The following is a 22,735-nucleotide window of genomic DNA, read 5'->3' as shown; positions in this document are numbered from 1 at the left end:
GCAACACCCGACGGCACGACCACGTCGACGACAGCGCACGCCACTCACCACGGCGTCAGCCGCCACGCCTCGGCATCGGCCTGCAAGCGCTGCTGCAGGCACAGCGTGTCGAGGAATGCCGCATCGTGCGAGACCACCAGCAGCGCGCCGGGATACTGCAGCAACACCGCACGCAGCGCGTCGCGGGACTCGCGGTCCAGGTGGTTGTCGGGCTCGTCCAGCAACAGCAGCTCGGCTGGCGGCGTGCGATAGAACGCGCAGGCCAGCGCGGTCTTCAGCCGTTCGCCGCCGCTGAGCTGGCCGCAGGGCACGCCGATGCGCTGCGCGTCCAGGCCGAGCAAGGCCAGCCGCGTGCGCAGGTCGGCGAGCGCCATGCCGGGCGCGGCGGCCTGCAGCTGCGCCAGCGCGGTGGCGGCCGGGTCCAGCAGCGCCAGCGACTGGTCCAGGTAGGCGCTGGCGGTGCATACCAGGCAACTGCCCGACCGCGCCGGCACCTGCCCGGCCAGCGCGCGCAACAGGGTCGACTTGCCGCTGCCATTGGCCCCGACCACGCCGATCCGTGCGCCGCCCTGCACCACCAGGTCCAGCGGTTGCCGCGTCGCCGGCGCGAACGGCAGTTGCAGCGCCTGCAGCTCCACCAGGCGCCGGGTCGCCGCATCGGCCGGCGCCGGCGCGAACAGCGCCACCGGCGCATCAGGCTGCACTTGGCGCGCCGCCTCGGCGATCCGCGCCAGGCTGCGCGCCTGGGCGGCCTGGCGGTCGCGCACGCGTTTGCCGGCGCTGTCCTGGCTGCGCTGCTTTTGCCGGCCGAGCAGGATCGGCGCCTGGTTGGCCGTGCCGGCGTGCTGCCGACCGCGCGCACTGCGCCGCTGCTGTCGATCGTGCTGCGCCTGCCAGGCGGCGCTGTCGCGCGCATGCTGCCGCTTGTGCTGCGCCAGTTCGGCCTGCGCGGCCTCGCGCTCGCGCGCCCGGCACTGCAGGTAGAACGCGTAGTCGCCACCGTAGTCGCGCAGCCCGCCGGGCGACAACTCCAGCGTGCGCTGCATGTCCTGCAGCAACAGCGCATCGTGGCTGATCACCAGCAGGCCGCCCGGCCAGCGCTGCAGCGCTTCGCGCAGGCGCTGCCGCTGTGCCGCGTCCAGGTGCAGGGTCGGCTCGTCCAGGATCAGCGCATCGGCCTCGGCCAGCCAGGCGCCGATCAGCGCCACCCGCATCGCCTCGCCGCCGCTGAGCGTGGCCGCCAGGCGGTGCGGCTCCAGCGCGCCCAGGTCGTGCGCGTACAACTGCGCCTGCAGGCGCTGGGCAATGTCCCAGCGCTCGCCGAGCGCGTCGAAATCCGCCGCGTCGGCGCTGCCGGCCTCGATCCGGGCCAACGCCCGCAACGCCGCGCCCACGCCGGCCAGGTCGGCGACGGTGGCGTGCGGCGCCGGCGCGATCTGCTGCGGCACGTAATGCAGGCGGCCGTGGCGCACGCAGCGCCCGGCGCTGGGCGTCAGTTCGCCGGCGAGCAGGCGCGCGAACACGCTCTTGCCGACGCCGTTGCGGCCGACCAGGCCGGTAGGCCGCGAATCGAGCGCGACGTGCAGATCGGAAAACAGGATCCTGCCATCGGGCAGGACATGGGTCGCGCTGTCCAGCGCAAGCAGCGGATGCGTCATGGGAACCTCCATGGATGCCGGTCGTGCCCGCCAAGAGATCGGCAGGAAGGACGAAGGCCGTCGCGAAGACGGCGGCATCAATGGCGCATCGGCGTGGATCCTCGATGAAGGTGCGGGACGATGCTAGCGCACCCGACCCGTGTCGGGCGAGATCGCGCGGCGCGGGCTCAGGGCGCGGACAGGAAGGCCGGGTGGTAGGCCACCTCGGCCATCGGCGGCAGGCGTTCGCCGAAGGCCAGCGCCTGGAAGGCCTCCACCGGCGCGCCCGGCAGGGTCAGCCCCGGTTCCGGGCGAAAGCCGAAGCGTGCGTAGTACGCCGGGTCGCCCAGCACCACGCAGCCGGCCGCACCCAGTGCCTGCAACTGCGCCAGCGCCTCGCGCACCAGCCGCGCGCCCAGGCCCTGGCGTTGATGTCCCGGTCCCACCGACAGCGGCCCCAGGCCGTACCAGCCGCGGCTGCCGTCGGACAGGCTCACCGGCGACACCGCCACGTGGCCGACGACGTAGCCCTCGTGCTCGATCACCAGCGACAGGGTCAGCGCGCCGTCCGCGCGCAACCGCTCGATGATGTCCTGCTCGTCGTGGCGGCTGTGTGCGACGCGGAAGAACGCGACCAGGGTCAGCGCCTCGATCGCCGTCGCGTCGGCCGGCCGCTCCGCACGCAAGAGCATGTCGCCGGATGCGCTCACAGGCGCTCCAGCAGTTCGGCGAAGGCCTGCGCCGACGTCGCCACGTGCTCGCCCAGGCGATGCGTATCGTCGACCAGCAGCAGCCGCGCTGCGCGCGCCTGCGCCCAGGCGATCACCTCGGCGGCGGGAATCAGTTCGTCGCGCCAGGCATGCACCACCGAGGTCGGCACCGGCGCCGCGTCCAGCGCCGGCAGGTGTCCCATCCGCGTCGGCGGCACCATCAGGAACAGGCCGCGCACCGGCACGTGCAGCGACACCTGCGCGGCGATGTAGGCGCCGAGGCTGGACCCGGCCAGCACCAGCGGCCCGCGCTGCGCCGCGGCCTGCGCCAGTTCCAGCAGGCGCTGCAGGCGCGTCGGCAGGTCGCCGAGCGGGCTGATGTCGCGGCGCGCGTCCAGGTCGGTGTAGTCCGGGCGCGAATGGCTCCAGCCCAGGCGCTCCGCGACCTCGGCCAGCGCCGTCACCTTGATCGCGTCCGGCCCGCTCTCGAAACCGTGCGACAGGATGCAGTGACCGCGGCTCACAGCGCCACCACCGCATCGCCCAGGCGCAGCGTGCCGCCCTGCACGATGCGCGCGCACAGGCCGCCGTGGCCGCGCATGGCGTTGTAGCCGCCCGGCCCCAGCGCCTGCTCCATGCGCGAGCACGGATCGCACGGCGCGATGCCTTCCAGCTCGACCTCGCCGATGCGAAAGCGGCGCCCCTTCAGTGCGATCAGCGGAATGCCGGAGACCACCAGGTTGCGCCGCAGGGTCGCCGGCGCCACCGCCGCATGGCCGGCCAGCGCGGCGATCGCCGGCAGGTGTTCGGCCTGGATCAGGGTGACGCCGCGCTTGCCGTTGCGCCCGGCGTAGCGGTCGCCGTGCAGGCCGCCATCGGTCTGCGCCGCGGCGGCGTCGACTTCGTGCATCGGCACGTCGCGCGCCGGGCGCAGGCCGATCCATTCCACGCGTCCGGCGCGCGGCAGTGTGGCCAGCAGGGTCGCCAGCGGGCTTTCGGAATTCAGGGTCATCGGCGAATGCTAGCATCCGCGCATGTCGCCCACCTCGCCGCTGCCGGTCCACGATGCGCCCCTGCCCTACGTCGGCCTGCTGGAGGAGCGCGCGCCGGACAGCATCACGCTGGCGGTGATCCACTGCACCGAGTTGCCGGACCTGGCCAGCGCGCGCCTGTACGGCGAGCGCGCGCTGTATCCGTCCGGCACCGGCAACAGCGGCCATTTCTACATCGACCGCGACGGCAGCGTGCACCGCTACGTGCCGCTGCAGCGCGTCGCGCACCACGTGCGCGGCTACAACCGGCAGTCGCTGGGCATCGAGCTGGTCAACCGCGGGCGCTATCCGCTGTGGCTGGATTCGCGCCACCAGGCGATGACGGAGCCCTACCCGCCGGCGCAAATCCAGGCGCTGATCCGGCTGCTGCAGCAGTTGCGCGCGGAACTGCCGCTGTTGCGCCACATCGCCGGACACGAGGCGCTGGACCGCAGCCTGGAAGCGGCCAGCGACGATCCGGCGCGGCAGGTGCAGCGCAAGCTCGATCCGGGACCGCGCTTCCCCTGGCCACAGGTACTGGAGGCAGTGGCGCTGGCGCCGTATGCGCCGTCGCCGTGACCGCGCTGCAGGCGGTGGATGGAACGGCTGATTCGGGCCGCGACGGAGCACCAGACAACGTCGCATTCGCACGATGTGTAGGAGCGGCTTCAGCCGCGACGGGATGCACCGGGAAGGCCCTGTCGCGGCTGAAGCCGCTCCTACAAGATTCCTGCGCGCTCAGCGCGCGCCGACGTAGTTCTTCTCGCCGGCGGTCACCGCCACGTCCAGGCGATTGCCGACCGGCGCCAGCGGACACACCACGTGCGGGGTGAACGCGCATGGCGGGTTCTGCGCCAGGTTGAAGTCCAGCACGATGCGGTCGCCCTGCGGCGCCGGCACGAACAGATAGCGCGCGCCGCCGTAGCTCTCGCGGCCGCTGGTGCGGTCGGAGAACGGCAGGAACAGACGCTGGCTGGCGCCGTCGCGCAGCACCTGCAGGCGGTAGTGCCGCCCCTGCAGGACGAAGTCGGCGCTGCCGACCACGGCCAGCGGCTGCGGCGTGCCGATCGAGGTCAGCAGCACCATCGCCTGCGGCGCCGGCACCGGATGCCAGTCGGCCAGCACCCGCCACTGCGGATCGATCGGGAAGTAGTCGATGCCGCGGAAGCGCGCGCGCGCCGGCGCCTGCGGATCACGGAAACGCCAGCCGAACAGGTTGCCGGTGCGCACCACGTAGAACTCCTGCGCACCCAGCGTCAACCGCGTCTGGGTGTCGTGCGCCGCGTCGGTCTCCAGGCGGCCTCCCGCGAACGGCTGGCCATTCACCTGCACCGCCGCGTCCGCGGCGGGCTGGAACTGCACGCCCTCCTGCAGATCCACCTGCAGCACGCCCAGATGCGCCGGACCGGCCGGCAACTGCACGTCGTTGTCGGGCGCGCTGCCGACCCGGTGCAGGCCGCTGTGCAGGCGGCCGGAGCCGGTGAAACTCAACCAGCCCGATGGCGCGCGCAACGTCGCCAGCCGCTGCGCGCGGCTGTGCTGCACAGACTCGCGGTAGTGCGTGGCCGATTGCGCGCGCGGCGAGGCATCGGCGCCATCGGCCGCCGCGCCCCGGTCGCCGCAGGCGGCCAGGCCCAGCAGCATCGCCAGCCCGCAGGCCTCACGCCACCGCATGGTGCCGCCCCCTGTCGCGTGCCATCGTGCGTGCGTTCCGTATGCGCCGACGCCGGCCCTAGCCGACGGCGCGCGGCCGCGACGGGTCGGCGATCCAGCCGCTCCAGGAGCCCGCATACACGCGCGCACCGTGCAGTCCGGCATGTTCCAGCGCCAGCAGCAGATGGCAGGCGGTGACGCCGGAGCCGCACATCAGCACCACCTCGCGCGGATCGCGCCCCTGCAGCAAGGGCTGCAACTCGGCGCGCAGTTCCTGCGCCGGGCGCAGGCGGCCATCGCGCAGGTTCTGCGCCAGCGGCCGGTTGAGCGCGCCGGGCACGTGCCCGGGCAGCGGGTCGATCGGCTCCACCTCGCCACGGAAGCGTTCGCCGGGGCGCGCATCGAACAACCAGCCCGGCGCCTCGTGCAGGCGCGCGGCAACCTCCTCGGCGGAGACGATGCGCGCCGTGTCGAACGCCTGCGGATACGGCGGCAGCGGCGACGGTACCGCGACCGCGTCGGTTTCCGGCAGGCCCAGCCGGCGCCATTCGGCCAGGCCGCCGTCGAGCACGGCGACGCGGCGATGGCCGAGCAGGCCCAGCATCCACCACAAGCGGGCGGCGGCCATGCTGCCGTCGCCGGCGTCGTAGACCACCACCTGGTGCTGCGGGCCGATGCCCCATTGCCCCAGGGTGCGCGCGAAGGCCGCGTCGTCCGGCAACGGGTGCCGGCCCAGGCCGGGACGGCTGAGATCGGACAGATCGGCGTTCAGATCGGCGTAGACCGCGCCGGGCAGGTGCGACTGCACATAGGCCTCGCGCGCCGCCGCTGCGGCGGCAGGATCGAGCAGCGCCGCCGGCACGAACCGCGCATCGACCAGGCGCAGCGCGGGATCACCGAGCGCGGCGGCCAAGGCCGGCGCCTCGACCAGGGTGTGCCATTCGGGGGACGTTGCGCTCATGCGGTTTGCTCCAGTCGGCGGCGCAGGTTGAGCAGGATCGCCGCGGTCGCGCCCCAGATGCGCTGGCCGGGCCAGCCGTACTCCAGCACGACGCGCGGGCGTCCGCGGTAATCGGTCTCGATGCTGCGCAGGTTGTCCGGCGCCATCAGGTAGGCCAACGGCACCTCGAATACCTCCGCCACCTCGCCCGGATGCGGCTGCGGCACGAAGCGCGGATCGATCGCCGCGACCACCGGCATCACCCGGAAGCCGCTGATGGTGACGAACGGATCCAGGTAGCCCAGCGGCTCGGCCTGGCTCGCCGCCAGCGCGATCTCTTCCTCGCTCTCGCGCAGCGCCGCGGCCACCGCATCGGCATCGCTGGCCTCGATGCGGCCGCCGGGAAAGCTGACCTGGCCGCCGTGGTGGCGCAGGCTGTCGGTGCGCCGGGTCAGCAGCACGTAGGTGCCGTCGGCGCGCGGCACCAGGCCGGCCAGCACCGCGGCTTCCACCGGCGCACCGTCCGGCAGCAGATCCTGCAATTCGTGGTGGTTCCAGCCCGGCCCCGTCGGCGGCTGCTGCAACGGATGCAGCGCGCGCAGCAGATGTGCGCGTTCGGCCAGGCGCTGTCCCGGCGACGGCGACCAGCCGCGGCCCGGCAGCACCTCGTCCATGTAGCGGCGGCGTTCGGCGTCGCTCATGCCGCGCCAGCGTGCGATCTCGTCGCCGCTGCGCAGGCAGCCTGCGCAATAGCCCTGCGCATCGAGACGGCAAATACCGATGCAGGGCGTAAGCGGGGCATGCGGAACGGGATCCATCGGATTCGACACCTTGCCAGCCTAGCGCGATTCGTCGGCGCCGTCGTCGCCTGCCAAAAAAAATTGCGCCGGCATCGCTGCCGGCGCAATCGTCGTGCACTGGAGCGGCGTGCTTACTTGACGCTGACCAGCTTGATCTCGAACTGCACCGCCACGTTCGGCGGGAACGGCGTACGCGGATCGGCGCCGTACGCCTTGTCCGGCGGCAGGGTCACTTCCCACTTGGAGCCGGCCGGCATCTGCAGCAGCGTGTCGCGCATGGCCTGCATCTCGACTTCGCTGACCTTGATCGCCGGGATCTGCTGCGCCGGACGCGCCTGCGCCGGGCGCTGGCCGAACGGGTACGGACCGGCCACTTCCAGCTGCACCGTGCTGGCCTGGGTCGGCTTGGCGCCCTTGCCGGCCTCGATCACGCGGTACTGCACGCCGCTGGGCAGGGTCTGCACGCCAGCCTTGGCCTTGTTCTGGGCCATGAACTGGTCGCTCTTGGTCTTGTTCTCGGCAGCGGCCTTCTCGTAGTCGGCCTTGGCCTGCTGGGCGCGGGCCTGCTCGCGCTTCTGGAACGCTTCCACCGCCGGCTTAAGCTGGTCGGCGCTGACCGCCGGCTGCTTCTTGGCGTAGGCGTCCTGCAAGCCCTTCACCACCGCATTGATATCGAGCTGCTCGCCGCGGCCGGTGAGTTCGGCAAGGTTGTTGCCGTAGTCGTAGCCGAAGTAATAGCTCAGCTTGCCCTTCTCGGACGAGGTGTCCTGGGCGAACGCATTGCCGCTCAGGGCGAGGGCCGCGACAGCGACCGCAATAGAACGCAACTTCATCAAACAATTCTCCAGGGTGGTGGCACAGGGCGGCCCGTGCCGCCTGAGATGACGCGTTAGGATAGCCGCCGCGGCGCATAACCGCTACCGACGACGCTGCTCTGACTGGTGCGGCCCGCCGAGAGTTCCCATTACTTTTTTTTAACAACCAGGAATGCACATGTCCGGCACGCCGGTCCTCGCCGATACCCAGGGTGCGATCCGCATCCTCACCGTGAATCGAGCCGACAAGCTCAACGCCTTGAATCGCCAGGTTTTGCAGGCGCTGGATGCGGCCTTCGCCGCGGCCGCGGACGACCCGCAGATCCGCGTGGTGGTGCTGACCGGCGCCGGCGAGAAGGCCTTCGTGGCCGGCGCCGACATCGCCGAAATGAACGAACTGACACCGGTGCAGGGCCGCGATTTCTCGCAGCTGGGCCAGCGCCTGATGCGCCGGATCGAGCGCATGCCCAAGCCGGTGCTGGCGATGGTCAACGGTTTCGCCCTCGGCGGCGGGCTGGAACTGGCGATGGCCTGCCACCTGCGCGTGGCCGCCGAGGGCGCCCGCCTGGGCCAACCGGAGATCAATCTCGGCCTGATCCCCGGTTTCGGCGGCACCCAGCGCCTGCTGCGGCTGGTCGGCCGCGCCGCGGCGCTGGAGCTGTGCCTGCTCGGCGCGCCGATCGACGCGGCGCGCGCATTGCAGTTGGGCCTGGTCAACCGCGTGGTCGCGGCCGGCGAACTGCAGGCGACCACGCTGCAGCTGGCGCAGCAACTGGCCGAGGCCGCACCGCTGGCGTTGCGCGGCATCCTCGACGCGATCCAGATCGGCGGCGAAGGCGCGATCGAACAGGGACTGGAGTACGAGACCGCGCAGTTCGGCCTGCTGTTCTCCAGCGAGGACATGCGCGAAGGCACCCGCGCCTTCCTGGAGCGGCGCCCGCCGCAGTTCCGCAACCGCTGAGCCCACGCACGATGTCGCACGCCCCCGTTTCCGCCACGCCGCTGCAGTTGCTGCGCTGGGTCCTGGACGACGATCTGGATGCCGCGATCGATGGCGGCCTGATGGACTACCGCGGCACCGATCCCGGCGACGATGCGCTGGACCCGGCGCATCCGCAGTTGCGCGCGCAGGTGCTCGCCGCGCAGCAGCGCCTGCGCGATGCCTGGGCGGCACGCGCGCGCTATCGGGCGCGCAGCGCGCGGCTGGAACGCCGTGCCGCGGCGCGCCAGGCGCGGCGTGAGGCCGTTGTACCGACCGCCACGGGCACGACTCCCGCCGCCCCCAGCGCGCCGGCCCTGCCCGCGGCGGCCGCGGCGATCCTGGCCCGCGCCAAGGCCAAGGCCGCGCAGCGAGGCGGCCGATGAGCGCGACCGCCAGCGCGCCCGTGCGGCGCGGACGCCTGCTGAGCAAGGACGAGATCCACGAGCTGTTCTCGCGCCTGTCCGAACTCAATCCCAGCCCGACCACCGAGCTGGAGTACAGCACCCCATTCGAACTGCTGATCGCGGTGATCCTCTCGGCGCAGGCCACCGACGTCGGCGTCAACAAGGCCACCCGCCGCCTGTATCCGGTGGCGAACACGCCGGCGGCGATCCTGGCGCTGGGCGAGGATGGGCTGAAGCGCTACATCTCCACCATCGGCCTGTTCAACGCCAAGGCCAAGAACGTCATCGCCACCTGCCGCATCCTGGTCGAGCAGCACGGTGGCGACGTGCCGCGTGCGCGCGACGCGCTGGAAGCCCTGCCCGGCGTCGGCCGCAAGACCGCCAACGTGGTGCTCAACACCGCCTTCGGCGAGCCCACCATGGCGGTGGACACGCACATCTTCCGCGTCGCCAACCGCACCGGGCTGGCTCCGGGCAAGGACGTGCGCGCCGTCGAGGATGCGCTGCTCAAGCGGGTGCCGGCACAGTTCCTGCACGACGCGCACCACTGGCTGATCCTGCATGGCCGCTACGTGTGCAAGGCGCGCAAGCCCGACTGCCCGCAGTGCGCGATCCGCGACCTGTGCCGGTACAAGGACAAGACGCCGGGTTGAGCGCGCAGTCGCAGGCAGGCGCTCGCGTCATCCCTGCGCCACAGCCTTGGGCGCCGGTTGGTGCGCGACTGGGAACATCGGCTCCGGCAACCAGCGCGGCACGCAAGGTCCGCCGCTCCGCACGTCGCGACTGAAGTCGCTCCCACAATGGCGTTCCGCAAGCGGGAACCTGGTGGTGCGGGAGGGGCTTCAGCCCCGACAGCAACTAACACCCGGAGCCGATGGCTGCGCTCGTCGCGGTTGAAACCGCTCCTGCAGTTCTCCCCAAGCCGCCGCCTGGTTGCACTGCAGGAGCGGCTTCAGCCGCGACGGTTTCCGTCGCGACACGGCCTCGCCTGCCCGCATCGCGGTTGAAACCGCTCCTACAGGACGCCGACCGGCCAGGCGAAGCACTGCCGGCCACACCACCGACTACGCCGCACGCTGTCCTTCCACGCGTCGGTCCAGTTCCTTCCAGTCCACTACCAGGGCGCAACCGCGGGCCGACGCGTTGCGGCTCCAGTCGCGCAGCAGTTCCAGGCAGGCGTGGTCGACGTGGCGTAGCCGTGCCACGTCCAGGTGCAGTTCGGTATTCGGCGGCAGCCGCTCCAGGGTCCGCGCCATCGTCGGCACGCGCAGGAAGGTGGCCGAGCCCTCCAGCGACAGGCGCAGCTTGCCGCTCCCCTCGCCTGCGCCCGCGCTGGCGGCGTCTTCATGCGCATGCACGCCGACCGTCAGCCGCGACTGCTGCAACGCCAGCCGCAGCAGCGACAGCGCAAAGCCGATCAGCACGCCGGTCAGCAGGTCGGTGGCGACGATGGCGAAGGTCGTCGCCAGGTAGATGGCGGCGGTGCCGCGTCCGTAGGCGGCCAGTTCGCGCACCTGCCCCAGCTTGACCATCTTCAGCCCGGTGTAGACCAGGATGCCGGCCAGGCACGCGACCGGGGTCATCCGCAGCAGCCACGGCAGCAACAGCGCGAACACCAGCAGCCAGGCCGCGTGCAGCATGGTCGACACGCGCGTGGCCGCACCGGCCTGCACGTTGGCGGCGCTGCGCACGATCACCCCGGTCATCGGCAAGGCGCCGAGCAACCCGCACAGCATGTTGCCAACGCCCTGCGCGGCCAGTTCGCGGTCGTACTGGGTGCGCGGCCCCTGGTGCATGCGGTCCACCGCCGCCGCCGACAGCAGGGTCTCGGCGCTGGCGATGAAGGCGAAGGTGAGCGCCGACAGCAGCAGCGTGGCATCGAGCACGCCGAGCATGTCGTCCAGGCTCGGCACCCGGATCGCCGAGAGCAGGTTGGCCGGCACGTCGACCTTGCGCACGTCCAGCGCCTGCAGCTGCACCAGCGCGGTCATCGCCACCACCGCCAGCAAGGCGCCGGGCACGAAGCGCAGGCGCTGCGGGCGCAGCCGCTCCCACGCCAGCATGATCGCGATGGTGCCCAGGCCGACCAGCAAGGCGGCGCGGCCCACGCCGGCGTCCAGCGCGCGCCACAGCACCGCCGGCAAGGCGGCGAAGTTCTCCAGGCCGCGCGCCTTCGGCGCCGCGTCCAGCAGCACGTGCGATTGCGAGGCCACGATCAGGATGCCGATGCCCGACAGCATGCCCGCCACCACCGCCGGCGAGGTCATGCGGAACCACACGCCGGCGCGGCACAACCCGGCCAGCAACTGGATCGCGCCGGCCAGCAGGATCACAGGCCCCAGCGCCGCCACGCCGTGCGCGCGGACCAGTTCGAACACCAGCACCGCCAATCCCGCCGCCGGCCCGCTGACCTGCAGCGGCGAGCCGGCGATCAGCCCGACCACCAGGCCGCCGACGATGCCGGTGATCAGGCCGGCGGCCGGCGGCATGCCCGACGCGATCGCGATGCCCATGCACAACGGCAAGGCGACCAGGAAGACCACCACCGAAGCCAGCAGGTCGCGGCCGAAGGCGCCGCCGCGCAGGTAACGGGCCAGCGCCGAGGCGCCGGCCGGAGCGTGCTCTGTCATGGTGTGCATGGGCGGCTCCTCAGACGGCGACGTTGCGCAGGACCGGCGCCAGGCGCGGCGGCGGCGTGGCATCGGGCGGGCGTCGACCGGCTTCCGGCAGCAGTGGCAGGAACCGCCCTTGCTCGGCGTCGAAGGCGCGGATCTCGCCATGGCCGATGTCGTAGATCCAGCCGTGGATGCGCAGTGCGCCGCGCGCCAGCCGCGCCGCCACCACCGGTTGCGTGCGCAGGTGATCCAGCTGCGCCACCACGTTTTCCTCGGTCAGGCAGTGCAGCGCATCCTCGGCATGGGCGGCATGGCCGTGCTGCGCGGCGACATGGCGCGCGCTGTCGGTGTGCTTGAGCCAGGCCGCCACGGTCGGCACCTCCTGCAGCGACGCGGGATTGAGCACCGCCTTCATCGCGCCGCAATCGGTATGGCCGCAGATCACGATGTGCTCGACCTGCAGCACCGCCACCGCGTACTCGATCGCCGCGACCACGCCGCTGACGTGCTGCGAGTACGGCGGCACCACGTTGCCGATGTTGCGGTAGACGAACAGCTCGCCGGGCTGCGCGGCGAACATCAGTTCCGGCATCACCCGCGAATCGGCACAGGTGATGAACAGCGTGTGCGGGGTCTGGCCGGCGGCGAGTTGCCGGAACAGCCCGCGCTGGCGGGGATAGACCTCGTTGCGGAAGTGGCGGAAACCGTCGAGCAAGCGTTGCATGGGATATCTCCAGGCATGGGGGAGCGAGGCCGTACCGCACGCGGCACGACGCAGACGCAAACAACAGAGGGGATCGGCATCGCCAGTGCGGCGACGCAGGCGTCAGGCCCGGGATGGAGGACGCAGCGCGGGGCGGCGATAGCTGCGGCAAGGCGCTGCCGGTGGCACCGGCAGGACCGGCCGGATCAGGAGGGTCGGCGGAAACAACGCGGGCGCGACCGCGAGCGGTGCGTCGTGCGGATCGGTGTCGGCAGCTGGCGCGTCCAGCTCGGGCGGCACCCCATCGAGGTCAGCATCGACATCGCTGGCGCAGGCGCTCGCGCACAGCGCTGCCGGTGCCGCCGCTGCGGCCGATCCTGCACGGATCGCGGACAGCGCCAGCAACGCGGTCAACATCAACATGGACAGACGGGCGAGCATGCTTCGACAGTAGGAAGGCACGTCGCCGCTGACAAGTGCTGCGCCGCACAATTCACTGCATCGTCCACGGCCGTCGACGCGAACCGTGAAAGACACCCCGGCCCGCGCCAATGACGCGGGCCGGGGTGTCACGCCGCAAAAAAGAAAGGCGGCGCAGTGCGCCGCCTTTCGTACAGCATGCGGGAATCTCCGCGCATCAGAACGACAGGTCGCCCCAGACGCCGAATTCCTTGGTTTCCACGTCGGTTTTCTTGCTGGCATTGTCCTGGTGCGTGTACTTGTACACGGTGGCCAGCTTCAGGTTCTTCAGCACCGGGAACTCGACGCCGACGTTCCAGTACTTGTCGGCCAGGGTCGGGTCGAGGGTCTTGCTCAGGTCGGTCTTGTCGTAGCGGGCGAAGGCGTTGATGCCGCCGTCGGTCAGCGCCACGCTGCCCCACACCGACCAGCCACTGGACTTGTCGGTGGCCGCGGTCAGCACGTTGTTGAGGTTCTTGGCCTGGAAGTACTCGCCGCCCAGACGGAAGTTGGAATCGGCGTAGGCAACCATCGCATCGGCGCGGGTGTAGTCGTGCTGCGCGTCGAGGATGTCGGTTTCCTTGCCCAGCTTGCCCGAGTAGGCGCCGACGGCGATGGCCAGGTTCTGCATCGGCATGTAGGCGACGCGGCCTTCCACGTCCATGCCCTTGCCGCGGGTCGGGTTCTTGTAGCCGGCACCGTTGACCACCGACATCGCGTAGTTGACCTGCGAGCCCAGGTCGCCGAAGGCGTGCAGGCCCCAGTCGGAGGAGTTGGCGTACTTCAGGCGGTCGGTCAGGGTGTTCTCGACGTAGCGGTAGCCGTAGAACTTCTCGACGAACGGCACCCACGGCATGTCGGCGGCACCGATGCGCAGCGCGAAGGCGTCGTCGAACTTGCCCTGCACGTAGGCCTTCTTGACGAACAGCTGGGTGTTGGACAGCGCCGAGCTGTACTGGAAGTCGGTGGTCAGGTTGGCCGACCAGATCTCGTTGAAGCTGTGGTCGACGGTCAGGTAGAAGCGCTTGACGTCCAGACCGGTGCCGCTGGCGGCGGTCTTGGCGCCGCCGCTGGTGCGGTCGATGTTGGTCAGGTCGAAGAACATGCGGCCGCCGATCTTGTTGTCGTTGACCAGCTTGGCGAGCTTGTCGACCTTGGCGGCGCTGGCCTGCGCCGATTCGGTCGCCTGGGCCTGCACGACATTCACTTCCGACTGCGCGTCGGACTGCGCCTGCAGGGCTTCCGACTGCGCCTGCAGCTGCTGGACCTGGGTCTGCAGCGCTTCGATCTGGGCCTGCAGCTGCTGCAGCTGGGCAGCGCTGACGGCGGGCGGATTGCTGCTGGCCTTGGCCTTCGCCGCGAACGCCTGCGGCGCCGACGCCAGGCCGAGGCTGGCGAGGATCGCCGTGGCGAGAACATGAGAACGCATTAGGATGTCTCCGATGGGTGGTGGCAGGGTGGGATGGGTGCGGTGCGGCCCCAGTGCGACGGCCCGACCATTTGTAAAGATTCCGTCAAAGACATGACGGTTTTGAGTCAGCTTCGTGTCGGAACGAAGGCATTCCCGCCCGGACAGGCTGTCACCGGACTGACATCTGATTTTCTTCAGACGTTCATGAAAAAGTCTTGGAATGCAGCCGATGCCGGCAGGGGTGCCGGCTTCCCACCTATTCCAGGAGTTCTCCCGATGCGTTCCCTCAAGCTCCGACTGCTGGCAGCCGCCGCGGTCGCTACGTTTTCGCTCGCGGCGCAAGCCACCGATGTCACCGGCGCAGGCTCCAGCTTCGTCTATCCGGTGCTGTCGAAGTGGTCGGCTGCCTATGCCGAGAAAAGCGGCAACCGCGTCAACTACCAGTCGATCGGTTCCGGCGGCGGCATCGCGCAGATCCAGGCGGCCACGGTCGATTTCGGCGCTTCCGACAAGCCGCTCAGCGGCGCGGAGCTGGACAAGTTCGGCCTGGGCCAGTTCCCGGTCGTGATCGGCGGCATCGTGCCGGTGTTCAACGTGGCCGGCGTGGCCCCGGGCGCGATGAAGCTCGACGGCACCACGCTGGCCAACATCTTCCTCGGCAAGATCAGCAAGTGGAACGACCCGGCGATCGCCGCGCTGAACCCGGGCCTGGCCCTGCCCGACCTGAAGATCACCATCGTGCACCGCTCCGACGGTTCGGGCACCAGCTTCAACTTCACCAACTACCTGTCCAAGGTCAGCCCGGAGTGGAAGAGCAAGGTCGGCGAAGGCACCGCCGTGCAGTGGCCGGCCGGCATCGGCGGCAAGGGCAACGAAGGTGTGGCCGCCTACGTCAAGCAGATCCGCGGCGGCATCGGCTACGTCGAGTACGCCTACGCGCTGCAGAACAAGCTCAGCTACGCCGGCATGAAGAACGCCGCCGGCCGTTTCGTGATGCCGGACGACAAGACCTTCTCCGCTGCCGCCGCCACCGCGGACTGGAAGTCGGCCAAGGACTTCAACCTGATCATGACCAACGCGCCGGGCCAGGACGCGTGGCCGATCACCGCCACCACCTGGGCCATCATGTACAAGAAGGCCAAGAAGCCGGCGTCGTCCAAGGCCGCGCTGGACTTCTTCAAGTGGTCGTTCGAGCAGGGTCAGCCGCAGGCCAAGGCGCTGGACTACGTGCCGCTGCCGGAGCCGCTGGTCAAGCAGATCGAAGCCTACTGGGCGCAGAACATGAAGTAAGCCGGCGTCTCGCCCGTGCCGGCGCGCGCGCCGGCACGGCGATACCCGAGGGCGCGGACCGCAGGGTCCGCGCTTTTTTTGTCCCCGACGGCAGGCATCGCCTGCCTGCGATCGGCACCTGCCCGCCGCATGACAGGCTCATGCGGGGCGGCGCGACGGCCGCATCCCGTGATGGCGTCCGCCAACCCATCCGCAAGTCATCTGGCTGTAACAAAAATATCATTTCATAGCGAGCATCCGCCGGATGTCCCGGCGCTCTTCGCTACGGAGTGACCCCATGAAACTGCAGCCGGCGCGCATTGCCGTCCTGTCCCTCGCCCTGGCCTTCGCCGTCACCGCCTGCCAGCCCGGCAACGGCGACAAGCAGGGCGCCGCCGATGCGGCCGGCGGGACGCCCGCTGCCGCGCCGGCCGCCGGCGCCAAGACCGCGGCGGAGATTTCCGGCGCCGGCGCCTCCTTCATCTATCCGCTGATCTCCAAGTGGTCGGCCGACTACAACGCGGCCACCGGCAACAAGATCAACTACCAGTCCATCGGTTCCGGCGGCGGCATCGCCCAGATCAAGGCCGGCACGGTCGATTTCGGCTCCTCCGACAAGCCGCTGGACAGCGCCGAACTGGCCGCGGCCGGCCTCGGCCAGTTCCCCTCGGCGATTGGGGGGGTGGTGCCGGTGGTCAACCTGGACGGCATGGAAGCGGGCAAGCTGAAGCTGACCGGCCCGGTGCTGGCCGACATCTTCCTGGGCAAGATCAGCAAGTGGAACGACCCGGCGCTGACCGCGCTGAACCCGGGCGTGACCCTGCCCGACACCAAGATCAACCTGGTGCACCGCTCCGACGGCTCGGGCACCAGCTTCAACTTCACCAACTACCTGTCCAAGGTCAGCCCGGAATGGAAGGGCAAGGTCGGCGAAGGCACCTCGGTGCAGTGGCCGGGCGGCGTCGGCGGCAAGGGCAACGAAGGCGTGGCCTCGTACGTGCAGCAGATCAAGGGCTCGATCGGCTACGTGGAACTGGCCTACGCGCTGCAGAACAAGATGCCGTACGCGTCGATGCAGAACGCCGCCGGCAACTGGGTGCAGCCCAACGCCGAGAGCTTCGCCGCGGCGGCCGCGTCGGCCGACTGGGCCAACGCCAAGGACTTCAACCTGGTCATCACCAACGCCGCGGGCGCGCAGGCGTGGCCGATCACCGCCACCAACTTCATGCTGATGCACAAGCAGGCCAAGGACCCGGCGCGCAGCAAGGCGACCCTGGACTTCTTCAAGTGGGCCTTCGAGAAGGGCCAGCCGCAGGCCGACGCACTGCACTACGTGCCGCTGCCGCCGGAGCTGGTGCAGCAGATCGAGGCCTACTGGAGCAAGGAGTTCAAGTAAGCGCCATGCCGGCGCGCGTTGCGCGCGCCGCGGCGGCAAGCGGCGACCGGTGGTGCGCTCCAGGCGCCGCCGGTCGCCGTCTCGGCATCTTGTGATCCGGACTTTCGGGTTCCCGCCTGTGCGGGAGCGATGCAACCACCCACCGCGCGCGGTCACTGCCGCCGCGGCCACGATCGGAGCGCGCAGGCGCGCGCTCCGGCGACGACCGAGCCCATGAACAGCACTGTCCTTCCCGAAGCGATGTCGGCGCCCCGCGGACGCGACCTGCGTGACGCCCGCGCCGACCGCGTGTTCCGCTGGATCCTCACCGCCACCGTCGTGTTCGTGCTCGTCGCCCTGGGCAGCGCTGCGCTGTCGATGCTGTGGGGCGGCCGCCATGCCCTGCAACTGCAGGGGCTGAGCTTTTTCTACTCCAGCGAGTGGAACCCGGTCGAGAACAAGTACGGCGCGCTGGCGCCGATCTACGGCACCCTGGTGACCGCGCTGATCGCGATGCTGATCGCGGTGCCGGTGAGCTTCGGCATCGCCTTCTTCCTGACCGAGGTGGCGCCGCGCTGGCTGCGTGGCCCGGTCGGCACCGCGATCGAACTGCTGGCCGGCATCCCCTCGATCATCTACGGCATGTGGGGCCTGTTCGTGCTGGTGCCGATGATGACCGAGTACGTCACCCCCTGGCTCAACGACCACCTCGGCACGCTGCCGCTGATCGGCCCGATATTCCAGGGCCCGCCGCTGGGCATCGGCCTGCTCACCGCCGGCTTCGTGCTGGCGATCATGGTGATCCCGTTCATCTCCTCGGTGATGCGCGAGGTGTTCCTGACCGTGCCGACCCGGCTCAAGGAGTCGGCCTACGCGCTGGGCTCCACGCGCTGGGAAGTGAGCTGGGACATCGTGCTGCCCTACACCCGCTCGGCGGTGATCGGCGGCATCTTCCTGGGCCTGGGCCGCGCGCTCGGCGAAACCATGGCGGTGGCCTTCGTGGTCGGCAACACGGTGCGGCTGTCGCCCTCGCTGCTGGAACCGGGCACCACCATCGCCGCGCTGATCGCCAACGACTTCGGCGAAGCCACCGAGACCTACCGCTCGGCGCTGCTGCTGCTGGGCTTCGTGCTGTTCATCGTGACCTTCATCGTGCTGGCGATCGCCCGCCTGATGCTGGCGCAACTGTCGCGCAAGGAGGGCAACTGAGATGGCCGCCGACGTCGCCCACCGCCTGTACAACCGCCGCCGCGTGGTCAACGCCGTGGCGCTCACCCTGTCCTGCCTGACCGCGCTGTTCGGGCTGGTGTTCCTGGCCTGGATCCTGTGGACCCTGGTGGCCAAGGGCATCTCCGGCATCAACGTGGACCTGTTCACCCGCATGACCCCGCCGCCCGGCGAGGAAGGCGGCCTGGCCAACGCGTTCTTCGGCAGCGCGGTGATGTGCGGCCTGGCGCTGCTGATCGGCACCCCGCTGGGCGTGGCCGCCGGCACCTGGCTGGCCGAATACGGCAACGCGCGCAAGACCGGCCAGGTGGTGCGCTTCGTCAACGACATCCTGCTGTCGGCGCCGTCGATCGTGCTCGGCCTGTTCGTCTACACCCTGTACGTGATGCAGACCGGCGGCCGCTTCTCGGCGCTGGCCGGCGCGCTGTCGCTGGCCTTCATCGTGCTGCCGGTGGTGGTGCGCACCACCGACGAAATGCTGCGGCTGGTACCGGCGCAGATGCGCGAGGCGGCGCTGTCGCTGGGCATCCCGCAGTGGAAGGTGACCATGCAGGTGCTGTACCGCAGCGCCTCGGCCGGCATCGTCACCGGCGTGATGCTGGCGCTGGCGCGCATCAGCGGCGAGACCGCGCCGCTGCTGTTCACCGCCTTCGGCAACCAGTACTGGAACAACAACATCTTCCAGCCGATGGCCAGCGTGCCGGTGGTGATGAACTCCTTCGCCGGCAGCCCCTACCCGAGCTGGCAGCTGCTGGCCTGGTCCGGCGCCCTGGTGCTCACCGTGTTCGTCCTGCTGGTCAGCCTCGGCGCGCGCGCCCTGCTGGTGCGCAACAAGATCTCCAACGATTGATACCCCTATGGACCCGGCCATGAACGATCACCACAACGCCGCCCCGATGCACCGCATCGCCATGCCCAACGGGCACACCGCGCTGGCGCCGTCGCCGGTCAAGATCGCCGCGCGCGGCCTGGACTTCTACTACGACAAGTACCACGCGCTGAAGGGCATCAACCTGGAAGTGCCGGAGAAGCGCGTCACCGCGCTGATCGGCCCCTCCGGCTGCGGCAAGTCCACCCTGCTGCGCATCTTCAACCGCATCTATGCGCTGTATCCGAAGCTGGAAGCGCGCGGCGAGGTGCTGCTGGACGGCGAGAACATCCTCTCGCCGAAGTACCCGATGAACCGCCTGCGCAGCAAGGTCGGCATGGTGTTCCAGAAGCCGGTGCCGTTCCCGATGACCATCTTCGAGAACGTCGCCTACGGCATCCGCCACCACGAGAAGCTGTCCAAGGCCGACATGGCCGACCGCGTCGAGCACGCCCTGCGCCAGGGCGCGCTGTGGGACGAGGTCAAGGACAAGCTCGGGCAGAGCGCGCTGGGCCTGTCCGGCGGCCAGCAGCAGCGCCTGTGCATCGCCCGCGCCGTGGCGCTGCGCCCGGACGTGCTGCTGCTCGACGAGCCGACCTCGGCGCTGGACCCGATCTCCACCAGCCGCATCGAGCAACTGGTGGAAGAGCTGAAGACCGACTACACCATCGTCATCGTCACCCACAACATGCAGCAGGCCGCGCGCGTGTCCGACTACACCGCCTTCATGTACCTGGGCGACCTGATCGAGCACGACCGCACCGAAATCATCTTCTCGCAGCCGAACAAGCAGCAGACCGAAGACTACATCACCGGCCGTTTCGGCTGAGCCGCTGCGGCCGCCGCTGCCTGGTCGCAGCGGCCGCGCCCGCCGCCCTCCGGGCGGGCGCCCGGCGACGCCAGCACCGCAACGCCAGGCATGGCCGCGGCGACACCAACGCACTTATTGGACCTACGACATGAACACTCAGCCCAACGAGCACATCGTGAAGAGCTACGACGAAGAACAGCATCGCCTCGCCGCCGAGATCGTGCGCATGGGCGAAACCGCGGTGGCGCAGTTGGAAGCGGCGCTGGACGTGGTCGAACGCCGCGACGACAACGCCGCGCTGCGCATCGTCGTCAACGACGAAGCGATCGACGCGCTCGAGCACTCCATCAGCCACGACGTGATGCGCCTGGCGCTGCGCGGGCCGATGGCGCGCGACCTGCGCGAGATCCTGGCCGGCCTGCGCATCCCCGCCGACGTCGAACGCATCGGCGACTACGCGGCCAACGTGGCCAAGCGCTCGATCGCGCTGAACATGTCGCCGCCGATGCCGCAGACCCTGGGCCTGCGCCAGCTCGGCAAGCTCGCCGCCGAACAGGTGCGCGCGGCGCTGGCCGCCTACCAGCACAACGACGCCGACGCCGCCCTGCTGGTGCGCCAGGGCGACGCGCAGCTGGATGCGCAGTACACCGCGCTGTTCCGCGAGCTGCTGACCTACATGATGGAAGACCCGCGCAACATCACCCCGTGCACGCATCTGCTGTTCATGGCCAAGAACCTGGAGCGGATCGGCGACCACGCCACCAACATCGCCGAGAACGTGTGGTTCCTGGTGCACGGCGACCAGCCGCTGCCGCCGCGCGACAAGCGCGACGAGACCAGTTCCACCAGCGGCATCTGACCCCTGCCGAGCGGACGGCGATACGCCGTTCCGCCGTCGTGGTCTCCCTGGGCTCCGTGCGCAACGGAGCTTTTTTGTCGCCACGCACCGCCACATGCAGCGCCGCGCGGCAACGAGTAGGCTTGGCGCACTCCGGCCACCGCGGCCGGCGCCCATCCATCGCCAGGAGCCTGCGCATGTCCACTTCGTCCCGTCCGTCCCCTGCCCTCGCCGGCGCGGTCCTGCTCGGCGGCATCGGCCTGTCCGCCTCCGCCCTGGCCATGACCGACCTCGCCCAGGGCTACGCGCTGGGCGCACAGGCCGCCGTCACTCCGCCGCAACGCACCGAGGCGGTTGCACCGGCAACGCCGACACCCGCACCGGCGGCGCAAGCCGGGCAGGCCGCCGATCCGGCCAAGGCCAGCGAGGGCGGGTGCGGCGCAAAGGCCGGCGACGGCAGTTGCGGCGCACACACGTCAGCGGCGACACCGGCCAAGCCCGCGGCGGCCGCTGCCGCGGCCACGCCGCAGGCCAAGCACGACGACAAGGCCATGGCCGAAGGCAAGTGCGGCGAGGGCAAGTGCGGTGGCAGCCTCTGAACCAAGGCCGCTGGCCGCGTCCAGTGCCGGCCTCGGGCTGCGCCGCGGCCTGCTCCAGGACCTGCTGCAGGCGCCAGCGGATGCGTTCGATTTCCTCGAATGCGCGCCGGACAACTGGATCGGCGTCGGCGGCCGTCCCGGGGAACTGCTGCAGACGCTGAGCGCGCGCCATCCGCTCAGTTGCCACGGCCTGTCGCTGTCGCTGGGTGGCCTGGCCGCGCTGGACACCACCCTGCTGCAGCAGACCCGGGACTTCCTCGACCGGCACCGGGTGGCGCTGTACAGCGAGCATCTCAGCTACAGCGCCGACGACGGCCAGCTCTACGAGCTGCTGCCGCTGCCGTTCACCGACGAGGCGGTGCGCCACGTCGGTGCACGCATCGCCCAGGTGCAGGACGCGCTGGGCCGACGCATCGCGGTGGAAAACGTCTCCTACTACGCCGCGCCCGGCCAGGCCATGAGCGAAGCCGCGTTCGTGGCGGCGGTGCTGGACGAGGCCGACTGCGATCTGCTGCTGGACATCAACAACGTGCACGTCAATGCCAGCAACCACGGCGACGACGCGCTGGCCTTCCTCGCCGCGATGCCCAGCGCGCGCATCGCCTCGTACCACGTCGCCGGTCACCGCGACGACGCCGCCAGCGGGCTGAAGATCGATACCCACGCCGCGCCGGTGGCCGACCCGGTCTGGGAGTTGCTTGGCGCCGCCTACCGCCTGCACGGCGTGCGCCCCACCGTGCTCGAGCGCGACGGCCAGTTCCCGCCGCTGCACGCGCTGCTCGACGAAGTGCAGCGCATCCGCGCCGTGCAGGCGCAGTCGCGCGGCGCATGAGCGCGACCCTGCGCGCCCAGCAGTTCGCGCTCACCCGGCATCTGCGCGATCCGCAGCGGTACCCGCCGCCGGCCGACATCCCGCCGCAGCGCCTGGCGGTGTACCGCGCCCTGTTCTTCGACAACCTGGCGCAGTTGCTGGGCGGCCAGTTCCCGGTGCTGCGCGCCACCCTCGGCGACGCGGACTGGGCGGCGCTGCTGCGCGCGTTCTGCGCCGAGCACCGCGCCCGCACGCCGCTGTTCCCGCGCCTGGGCGAGGAACTGGTGGCATTCCTGCAGCAGCGCGCGCCCGATCCGCAGCGTCCCTGGCTGGCCGACCTGGCGCACTACGAAACCGTGGAACTGCAGGTGCAGATCGACGACGCCGCGCTGCCGCCGCACGATCCGCACGGCGACCTGCTCGACGGCATCCCGCTGCTGTCGCCCTGGCTGCGCCTGCTGCGCTACCGCTGGCCGGTGCAGCGCATCGGCCCGGCCTGGCAGCCGGACATGGCGCCGGCGCAGCCGACCTGCCTGTTGGCGCGACGCGAGGCCGACGGCCAGGTGCGCTTCGCCGAACTGGCGCCGCTGGCCTATGCCGTGCTGGCGGCGCTGCAGCCCGGCGCGCGCAGCGGACGAGCGCTGCTGCTGGACCTGGCCGCCGCGCACGGCCTTGCGCCGGACGCCCTGCTGCACGAGGGTAAGGCCCTGCTGCAGCGGCTGCGCGCGCAGGGTAGCGTGCTCGGCACGCGGCTGCCGGCCTGACGCCGCGGCGGCC

Annotated in this window: 25 protein-coding genes; 13 read left to right on the top strand and 12 right to left on the bottom strand. The window is 70.6% G+C overall.

The window, feature by feature from the left end:
* Positions 1-44: 44 nt before the first annotated feature.
* The 4 genes from M3U25_RS00905 to M3U25_RS00890 form a co-directional block, all read right to left on the bottom strand.
* Entirely contained in the window at positions 45-1,658 is a 1,614-nt protein-coding gene (locus tag M3U25_RS00905; protein ID WP_355495956.1) for an ABC-F family ATP-binding cassette domain-containing protein, read from the bottom strand.
* Between the two features lie 167 nt (positions 1,659-1,825).
* Positions 1,826-2,329 carry an N-acetyltransferase gene (locus tag M3U25_RS00900; protein ID WP_355495960.1) on the bottom strand — a complete coding sequence of 168 codons (504 nt, stop codon included), beginning with the start codon at positions 2,327-2,329 and terminating at the stop codon, positions 1,826-1,828.
* Between the two features lie 14 nt (positions 2,330-2,343).
* Entirely contained in the window at positions 2,344-2,871 is a 528-nt protein-coding gene (locus M3U25_RS00895; protein ID WP_355495962.1) for a hypothetical protein, read from the bottom strand.
* The gene (locus M3U25_RS00890; protein WP_242159300.1) at positions 2,868-3,359 is read right to left on the bottom strand and encodes an MOSC domain-containing protein; all 492 of its coding nucleotides are present in this window, start codon (positions 3,357-3,359) and stop codon (positions 2,868-2,870) included. The genes M3U25_RS00895 and M3U25_RS00890 overlap by 4 nt, the downstream gene beginning before the upstream one ends.
* Before the next feature lie 22 nt (positions 3,360-3,381).
* On the opposite strand from M3U25_RS00890, the gene M3U25_RS00885 reads away from it, so the two are divergent.
* Positions 3,382-3,957: an N-acetylmuramoyl-L-alanine amidase gene (locus tag M3U25_RS00885; protein ID WP_355495967.1), complete on the top strand. Its 576-nt coding sequence runs from the start codon at positions 3,382-3,384 to the stop codon at positions 3,955-3,957.
* A gap of 159 nt (positions 3,958-4,116) precedes the next feature.
* Here M3U25_RS00885 and M3U25_RS00880 read toward each other — a convergent pair whose 3' ends face one another.
* The 4 genes from M3U25_RS00880 to M3U25_RS00865 form a co-directional block, all read right to left on the bottom strand.
* Positions 4,117-5,052, bottom strand: a complete 936-nt coding sequence (locus tag M3U25_RS00880; RefSeq protein WP_355495970.1) for a DUF1684 domain-containing protein — start codon at positions 5,050-5,052, stop codon at positions 4,117-4,119.
* Positions 5,053-5,110: 58 nt separating this feature from the next.
* Positions 5,111-5,992, bottom strand: a complete 882-nt coding sequence (locus tag M3U25_RS00875; protein ID WP_355495972.1) for a sulfurtransferase — start codon at positions 5,990-5,992, stop codon at positions 5,111-5,113.
* Entirely contained in the window at positions 5,989-6,789 is an 801-nt protein-coding gene (locus tag M3U25_RS00870; protein WP_242159304.1) for a DUF1289 domain-containing protein, read from the bottom strand. The genes M3U25_RS00875 and M3U25_RS00870 overlap by 4 nt, the downstream gene beginning before the upstream one ends.
* Positions 6,790-6,902: 113 nt before the next feature.
* Positions 6,903-7,604: an FKBP-type peptidyl-prolyl cis-trans isomerase gene (locus tag M3U25_RS00865; RefSeq protein WP_242159305.1), complete on the bottom strand. Its 702-nt coding sequence runs from the start codon at positions 7,602-7,604 to the stop codon at positions 6,903-6,905.
* A gap of 160 nt (positions 7,605-7,764) precedes the next feature.
* Between M3U25_RS00865 and M3U25_RS00860 the strand changes: the two genes are divergently transcribed.
* From M3U25_RS00860 to nth, 3 genes are read left to right on the top strand one after another with little or no spacing between them, the layout of a single operon-like run.
* On the top strand, positions 7,765-8,547 hold the full coding sequence (locus M3U25_RS00860; protein WP_355495977.1) for an enoyl-CoA hydratase-related protein: 783 nt from the start codon (positions 7,765-7,767) through the stop codon (positions 8,545-8,547).
* Between the two features lie 11 nt (positions 8,548-8,558).
* Positions 8,559-8,951, top strand: coding sequence for a hypothetical protein (locus M3U25_RS00855; protein WP_160945852.1), 393 nt, complete (start codon positions 8,559-8,561; stop codon positions 8,949-8,951).
* The gene (gene nth, locus M3U25_RS00850; protein ID WP_242159308.1) at positions 8,948-9,625 is read left to right on the top strand and encodes an endonuclease III; all 678 of its coding nucleotides are present in this window, start codon (positions 8,948-8,950) and stop codon (positions 9,623-9,625) included. Before M3U25_RS00855 ends, nth begins: the two co-directional genes overlap by 4 nt.
* A gap of 411 nt (positions 9,626-10,036) precedes the next feature.
* On the opposite strand, the gene M3U25_RS00845 is transcribed toward nth, so the two are convergent.
* The 4 genes from M3U25_RS00845 to M3U25_RS00830 form a co-directional block, all read right to left on the bottom strand.
* The gene (locus M3U25_RS00845) at positions 10,037-11,602 is read right to left on the bottom strand and encodes a SulP family inorganic anion transporter (protein ID WP_355496363.1); all 1,566 of its coding nucleotides are present in this window, start codon (positions 11,600-11,602) and stop codon (positions 10,037-10,039) included.
* A 19-nt stretch (positions 11,603-11,621) separates the two neighbouring features.
* The gene (locus M3U25_RS00840; protein WP_355495981.1) at positions 11,622-12,311 is read right to left on the bottom strand and encodes a carbonic anhydrase; all 690 of its coding nucleotides are present in this window, start codon (positions 12,309-12,311) and stop codon (positions 11,622-11,624) included.
* A gap of 102 nt (positions 12,312-12,413) precedes the next feature.
* Complete coding sequence (locus M3U25_RS00835) at positions 12,414-12,731, bottom strand: hypothetical protein (RefSeq protein ID WP_242159309.1); 318 nt, start codon at positions 12,729-12,731, stop codon at positions 12,414-12,416.
* Between the two features lie 196 nt (positions 12,732-12,927).
* Positions 12,928-14,178 carry a porin gene (locus tag M3U25_RS00830; protein ID WP_355495986.1) on the bottom strand — a complete coding sequence of 417 codons (1,251 nt, stop codon included), beginning with the start codon at positions 14,176-14,178 and terminating at the stop codon, positions 12,928-12,930.
* 258 nt (positions 14,179-14,436) lie between these two features.
* Between M3U25_RS00830 and pstS (M3U25_RS00825) the strand changes: the two genes are divergently transcribed.
* The 9 genes from pstS (M3U25_RS00825) to M3U25_RS00785 all read left to right on the top strand — a co-directional run bounded on the left by pstS (M3U25_RS00825) (position 14,437) and on the right by M3U25_RS00785 (position 22,722).
* Positions 14,437-15,450 carry a phosphate ABC transporter substrate-binding protein PstS gene (gene pstS, locus M3U25_RS00825; protein ID WP_019796907.1) on the top strand — a complete coding sequence of 338 codons (1,014 nt, stop codon included), beginning with the start codon at positions 14,437-14,439 and terminating at the stop codon, positions 15,448-15,450.
* Between the two features lie 277 nt (positions 15,451-15,727).
* A complete protein-coding gene (gene pstS / locus M3U25_RS00820; RefSeq protein ID WP_242080877.1) occupies positions 15,728-16,825 on the top strand; it encodes a phosphate ABC transporter substrate-binding protein PstS in 1,098 nt (365 codons plus the stop codon).
* A 213-nt stretch (positions 16,826-17,038) separates the two neighbouring features.
* Positions 17,039-18,013, top strand: a complete 975-nt coding sequence (gene pstC, locus M3U25_RS00815; RefSeq protein WP_160945845.1) for a phosphate ABC transporter permease subunit PstC — start codon at positions 17,039-17,041, stop codon at positions 18,011-18,013.
* A 1-nt stretch (position 18,014) separates the two neighbouring features.
* Complete coding sequence (gene pstA / locus M3U25_RS00810) at positions 18,015-18,881, top strand: phosphate ABC transporter permease PstA (RefSeq protein WP_160945844.1); 867 nt, start codon at positions 18,015-18,017, stop codon at positions 18,879-18,881.
* A 19-nt stretch (positions 18,882-18,900) separates the two neighbouring features.
* Positions 18,901-19,728: a phosphate ABC transporter ATP-binding protein PstB gene (gene pstB / locus M3U25_RS00805; protein ID WP_355495993.1), complete on the top strand. Its 828-nt coding sequence runs from the start codon at positions 18,901-18,903 to the stop codon at positions 19,726-19,728.
* A gap of 130 nt (positions 19,729-19,858) precedes the next feature.
* Positions 19,859-20,569, top strand: a complete 711-nt coding sequence (gene phoU / locus M3U25_RS00800; protein ID WP_160945842.1) for a phosphate signaling complex protein PhoU — start codon at positions 19,859-19,861, stop codon at positions 20,567-20,569.
* 176 nt (positions 20,570-20,745) lie between these two features.
* Positions 20,746-21,147 (top strand): hypothetical protein, encoded by a 402-nt coding sequence (locus tag M3U25_RS00795; RefSeq protein WP_160945841.1) that lies wholly within the window; start codon positions 20,746-20,748, stop codon positions 21,145-21,147.
* Entirely contained in the window at positions 21,134-21,979 is an 846-nt protein-coding gene (locus M3U25_RS00790; protein ID WP_355495998.1) for a DUF692 domain-containing protein, read from the top strand. Before M3U25_RS00795 ends, M3U25_RS00790 begins: the two co-directional genes overlap by 14 nt.
* A complete protein-coding gene (locus M3U25_RS00785) occupies positions 21,976-22,722 on the top strand; it encodes a putative DNA-binding domain-containing protein (RefSeq protein ID WP_355496001.1) in 747 nt (248 codons plus the stop codon). The genes M3U25_RS00790 and M3U25_RS00785 overlap by 4 nt, the downstream gene beginning before the upstream one ends.
* Positions 22,723-22,735: the final 13 nt, after the last annotated feature.

This window comes from Xanthomonas sp. PPL134 (assembly GCF_040595915.1).
Lineage (GTDB): Bacteria > Pseudomonadota > Gammaproteobacteria > Xanthomonadales > Xanthomonadaceae > Xanthomonas_A > Xanthomonas_A indica.
This window is presented reverse-complemented; position numbering and strand designations above follow the sequence as displayed.

Coding starts and splice junctions, on each gene's coding strand:
- M3U25_RS00835 (WP_242159309.1), bottom strand. CDS start 12,731: ATGCTCGCCCGTCTGTCCATGTTGATGTTGACCGCGTTGCTGGCGCTG.
- M3U25_RS00845 (WP_355496363.1), bottom strand. CDS start 11,602: ATGACAGAGCACGCTCCGGCCGGCGCCTCGGCGCTGGCCCGTTACCTG.
- pstS (WP_242080877.1), top strand. CDS start 15,728: ATGAAACTGCAGCCGGCGCGCATTGCCGTCCTGTCCCTCGCCCTGGCC.
- M3U25_RS00860 (WP_355495977.1), top strand. CDS start 7,765: ATGTCCGGCACGCCGGTCCTCGCCGATACCCAGGGTGCGATCCGCATC.
- pstB (WP_355495993.1), top strand. CDS start 18,901: ATGAACGATCACCACAACGCCGCCCCGATGCACCGCATCGCCATGCCC.
- M3U25_RS00865 (WP_242159305.1), bottom strand. CDS start 7,604: ATGAAGTTGCGTTCTATTGCGGTCGCTGTCGCGGCCCTCGCCCTGAGC.
- M3U25_RS00885 (WP_355495967.1), top strand. CDS start 3,382: ATGTCGCCCACCTCGCCGCTGCCGGTCCACGATGCGCCCCTGCCCTAC.
- M3U25_RS00880 (WP_355495970.1), bottom strand. CDS start 5,052: ATGCGGTGGCGTGAGGCCTGCGGGCTGGCGATGCTGCTGGGCCTGGCC.
- M3U25_RS00855 (WP_160945852.1), top strand. CDS start 8,559: ATGTCGCACGCCCCCGTTTCCGCCACGCCGCTGCAGTTGCTGCGCTGG.
- pstS (WP_019796907.1), top strand. CDS start 14,437: ATGCGTTCCCTCAAGCTCCGACTGCTGGCAGCCGCCGCGGTCGCTACG.
- phoU (WP_160945842.1), top strand. CDS start 19,859: ATGAACACTCAGCCCAACGAGCACATCGTGAAGAGCTACGACGAAGAA.
- M3U25_RS00870 (WP_242159304.1), bottom strand. CDS start 6,789: ATGGATCCCGTTCCGCATGCCCCGCTTACGCCCTGCATCGGTATTTGC.
- M3U25_RS00875 (WP_355495972.1), bottom strand. CDS start 5,992: ATGAGCGCAACGTCCCCCGAATGGCACACCCTGGTCGAGGCGCCGGCC.
- M3U25_RS00840 (WP_355495981.1), bottom strand. CDS start 12,311: ATGCAACGCTTGCTCGACGGTTTCCGCCACTTCCGCAACGAGGTCTAT.
- M3U25_RS00830 (WP_355495986.1), bottom strand. CDS start 14,178: ATGCGTTCTCATGTTCTCGCCACGGCGATCCTCGCCAGCCTCGGCCTG.
- M3U25_RS00795 (WP_160945841.1), top strand. CDS start 20,746: ATGTCCACTTCGTCCCGTCCGTCCCCTGCCCTCGCCGGCGCGGTCCTG.
- M3U25_RS00785 (WP_355496001.1), top strand. CDS start 21,976: ATGAGCGCGACCCTGCGCGCCCAGCAGTTCGCGCTCACCCGGCATCTG.
- pstC (WP_160945845.1), top strand. CDS start 17,039: ATGAACAGCACTGTCCTTCCCGAAGCGATGTCGGCGCCCCGCGGACGC.
- M3U25_RS00905 (WP_355495956.1), bottom strand. CDS start 1,658: ATGACGCATCCGCTGCTTGCGCTGGACAGCGCGACCCATGTCCTGCCC.
- M3U25_RS00900 (WP_355495960.1), bottom strand. CDS start 2,329: ATGCTCTTGCGTGCGGAGCGGCCGGCCGACGCGACGGCGATCGAGGCG.
- M3U25_RS00890 (WP_242159300.1), bottom strand. CDS start 3,359: ATGACCCTGAATTCCGAAAGCCCGCTGGCGACCCTGCTGGCCACACTG.
- nth (WP_242159308.1), top strand. CDS start 8,948: ATGAGCGCGACCGCCAGCGCGCCCGTGCGGCGCGGACGCCTGCTGAGC.
- pstA (WP_160945844.1), top strand. CDS start 18,015: ATGGCCGCCGACGTCGCCCACCGCCTGTACAACCGCCGCCGCGTGGTC.